General features: G+C 38.4%; 3 protein-coding genes. All 3 read right to left on the bottom strand.

Going from position 1 to position 2,838, the window contains the following annotated elements; all coding sequences use genetic code 11:
- Positions 1–921: 921 nt before the first annotated feature.
- Entirely contained in the window at positions 922–1,131 is a 210-nt protein-coding gene (locus tag H5201_RS22260; protein WP_182785426.1) for a hypothetical protein, read from the bottom strand.
- Between the two features lie 193 nt (positions 1,132–1,324).
- Positions 1,325–1,645: a hypothetical protein gene (locus tag H5201_RS22255; RefSeq protein ID WP_182785425.1), complete on the bottom strand. Its 321-nt coding sequence runs from the start codon at positions 1,643–1,645 to the stop codon at positions 1,325–1,327.
- A gap of 323 nt (positions 1,646–1,968) precedes the next feature.
- Positions 1,969–2,838 (bottom strand): transposase (locus tag H5201_RS22250; protein ID WP_182785424.1); only part of this gene is annotated, 870 nt, incomplete at its 5' end.

The raw sequence follows: 2,838 nt of genomic DNA, 5'->3' as shown, positions 1-2,838 counted from the left end.
GATCGGCAAAATCATTAAGAACACAAAAGTGATCATTATCGCGTAATTTTCGTGATCAAAGCTTAATGAGAATAAGCGATCAAAGTTAATGCCATTGGGTGATCAAAGCTGGTGAGAATATGCAAGCACATAACGAGCCTATAGAATTACTCGTTTTTAATTTATTTTTATTGATGCATTAACTATAGCCGAGTTCCTATTTTGATTCAATCGACAACTGACTTTCGCGTAAAAGAAGACTTCGTGTTGTTTTAATTGGCGTTTTTGCAGGTGTTTGAGTGGCTTTTTTGAGAAGTTATGGGCTATCTTTATTAATATAATGTGTTTAATGCATGCTAACATTAGTCTTCAAGCTCATCCTCATTTCCTTCTCTTTCTCTGCTCTTTGTGCAAAAGGTCTTTAGGTTCAGAGATGCTGCGCTTTAGAGGGCTATAAGCAAATGCTTTACTAATAACGTAAGGATTATTGCGCAGCGACCCTTGTAAGTATTTGTCGCAAGCGACTTGCATAACTGGTGCATCGACAGACGAAGTAAACGAATTTATTTATTGATTTAAAGTAAGCGTATAGCTAACGTTTGTTTTGGTTTCTGTGTAAATACAAAAATAGCTCTATACAGTGAACTAGGAACTATAAGCAACATACCAAGTAACGCTGGAAACACCCCAAAAATAAAACCAAAAGCGAACCCTGAATTTTCTACTTGGGAAAACAAAGCTACGAACCCAAACTAGGCGATAGATATTAAAAAGAAAACGGCTCCGAGTGAAATCGAAAAAAGTGCCATTCTTAAAAACTCCTTTTCAGATAACGCCTAACTCACCAGACCGAACGAAGTGGAACAAATTTGCATACAACATACAATAAACGAAGCGAATGCAAATTTGAGGAACGTAGTTCGGGTCTGGTGCGGTGATTTGTTATGTGTTTGTTACTAAATAAAAATATAAGGGTATTGTTAACCAAATACCACCGAAAATACCATTTTTGCTTAGCCTACCAAACACACCACCCTGAGCGCCTACAAATAAAGCAAAAACTATAACTAATGCTGCTAAAAACAATACCCAAAATTGATTTATAAATAGAATCGGCCATAACACGCACAAAGTTCCTAGCGTTGCTTGCAACACCCACTTTAAGGAAGAAATCTTATCTTCTCGATATCTGGTACTAAGCCATAGGATAAGAATATATAGACCGATACATGTAGAGGTTAAAAACAGTAGTTTCATTTGAGATTACACATAACACCAATTTAAGCGGCGTTTTGGCGCTCTTCCAAAATCTCCGCCTTCAAATTTTTTGTTATTTTTCATCTATCTAACGTCCGATTCCTGAATAGATTAGCCATACAGAAAAAATTAGTAATATATTGCAAATCACTGTTTTTAACCAACCAATTAAAATACGTTCATTCTTATGACTTAAAAATAAATAATAAGGTACAAAATGAAATACAACCAATACCAAAATTACAAAAAGTATCTGTCCCGGTATAGCCCCTAACACATTAAAGTATTTCTCCATTAATCGGGGTAGTAATGCAAAAAGTATAATCACAGAAAAACTTTTCCAACCAACTTTATTGATTACCTCATGAGACTTTTGTGCATAAAGGACATATAAATTCGGCGTTGGCAAAATATTCTCCTAACATTTTAGTATTTATGCGACACGCAGTTTGTGTTGCATAATCGCTTGTTGGACTGAGGCGCTACCTGCTCGGTGTGTCAGAGTTGGTGTTACTTATGCTATGGGAATTTGCTTTTTATGGCCTAAGCGATATCAAGCCAACTTTACTGTCTATCGTATCTAAGCTATCCCTGCGTTACTCAGCGTTTATTATGCACCTATTAAACCTAATGTTTCACCGTTAAGCAATGATCTTTTTCTCACGCACAATCGCGAGTAGCCTGAGCAGTTAAGCAGGTTAACTCATTGATTTAATGCAGCAAGCTAGGCCGCTAACTCGTTCGAACTATTTCATTCGTCGAAATATCTGAGGTTATCACACCAATAAACCGTAAGATACCAACCTTACATGACTGACAAGGCCAATACGGTATCAATGGTTCTTGCTCTGTTTTGGGCTTCACCGCTTTGCATGCGGTGGATACATGAGCCCTTATCAGGGCTAACTTTCGCTTACGACACGCATTAGCTAAAAAACCATAGTGGCGAATGCGCATAAACCCTTTCGGCAATACATGTTGTAAGTAGCGCCGTAAAAATTCATCACAACTCAGTGTCATTACTTTATCGCGGTTGTTATCTGCATAATCGCGATATTTAAAGCTCACTGACTGCTCATTCACTGACACTAATCGTGATTCTGACATCACGCCTTTTCGGGTATAACGAGCAAGGTAACTAACTAGCTTTTCACTGTACGTTAAACAGGCTTTGCTATACACGCACCATTTGGTTGGCGTGTTTATCTTCGCGAATGAACTATCGCATTCATTGAGCGCCGCCAGCATTTTTCCTCTAAAGACTGTTGATAACGCTTTTACGGGGTATAAATAGTCTTTTTCTATTTCATGCCAGTGCGTTTTTTCAAGTGCACCTGCGGGTATCAAACAATGCAAGTGGATATGCTGACTTAAGTTCTGCCCCCATGTATGCAGTACGCTTGTCATGCCTAACTGGCCATGCATCTTTCGTTTCGCAAATTTACACAGCGTTTGCCATACGGCTTTAAACAAACACTGGTACAACACACTTGGGTTATAGTGAGCAATGATATTCAACTCATGAGGGAGCGTAAAAACAAGGTGGAAATACCGACACGGTAATAAATCCTCTTGCTGTCTTCGCACCCACTTAGCCGTGGC

Source organism: Pseudoalteromonas sp. SG43-6 (genome assembly GCF_014164365.1).
GTDB classification, from domain to species: Bacteria; Pseudomonadota; Gammaproteobacteria; order Enterobacterales; family Alteromonadaceae; genus Pseudoalteromonas; species Pseudoalteromonas rhizosphaerae.
The sequence above is the reverse complement of the archived record's forward strand: the minus strand, read 5'-3'. Positions and strand labels throughout refer to the sequence as shown.